We start from the raw sequence: 761 nt of genomic DNA on the forward strand, positions 1-761 counted from the left end.
TAATCTTGAGCCGATACGGCATCAAGTTGCTCGGCTTGTAAGCTGAAATCATAAAGTGCGAACTCATCGGCGAAAATCACCTCGGCGAGCTCTCCCCAAATCTTTCTCGCTTCGGATTTTAATCGTGCGACACGAGAGGCGAGCGGTTGCTGCTCATCAAACAACAAATTGCCAACGCTTTGCTGCCAAAGGCCATCGAGTTGATGGTAGTTCGCTAACAAATTAAAACGCTCTGCAGACAAATCTATAGCTAGTTCATTAAGTTTGGATTCGCAATTGAGCTCGGACATACAGGTGTGCCAAAACGTCTCGATTTCTGCTTTCAATGCTCGACCTTTAGAACGGTTTAGTCGCTCTGCAAGATCTTGAATCTCTGTGGGCATGTTGTCTGATTTTGACTTGGACTTTTGAGTACTGCTTTGGCGCTGGGGTGGCCTCGAATCACTATCAACCAATGCGATTGATTTATCCTGCAACTCCGAAGAAAGCTGCGTTAATTGATCGCGCTCGTCGACATTGACTGAAAACCAAACTATGCCCGCCAAAACGGCGGACACAGTGATTAGTAAGCTAAGCTTCATGGCTTGATCACGGCGCTGACAGGGAAGTGATCCGACAGGTTGTAATGTTTCCACAACCCCTCTGCCGTTGAACGTGGAACATCAACGCGGTTGTCGTTAAACGATTTCACGCCATATTCGTTGCTCACCATGACGTAATCGAGGTATTCCACATTTTCGCCACCAGATAGTGCTTCGCCT

Annotated in this window: 2 pseudogenes; both read right to left on the reverse strand. The window is 47.3% G+C overall.

The features are described from left to right. Positions 1-581: pseudogene (locus R8O11_RS27095) on the reverse strand (chromosome partitioning protein ParA); the annotation flags it as partial. After that, positions 578-761, reverse strand: a pseudogene (locus tag R8O11_RS27100) (phospholipase); the annotation flags it as partial. The pseudogenes R8O11_RS27095 and R8O11_RS27100, both read right to left, overlap by 4 nt.

The organism is Vibrio sp. 1288, from assembly GCF_033344475.1.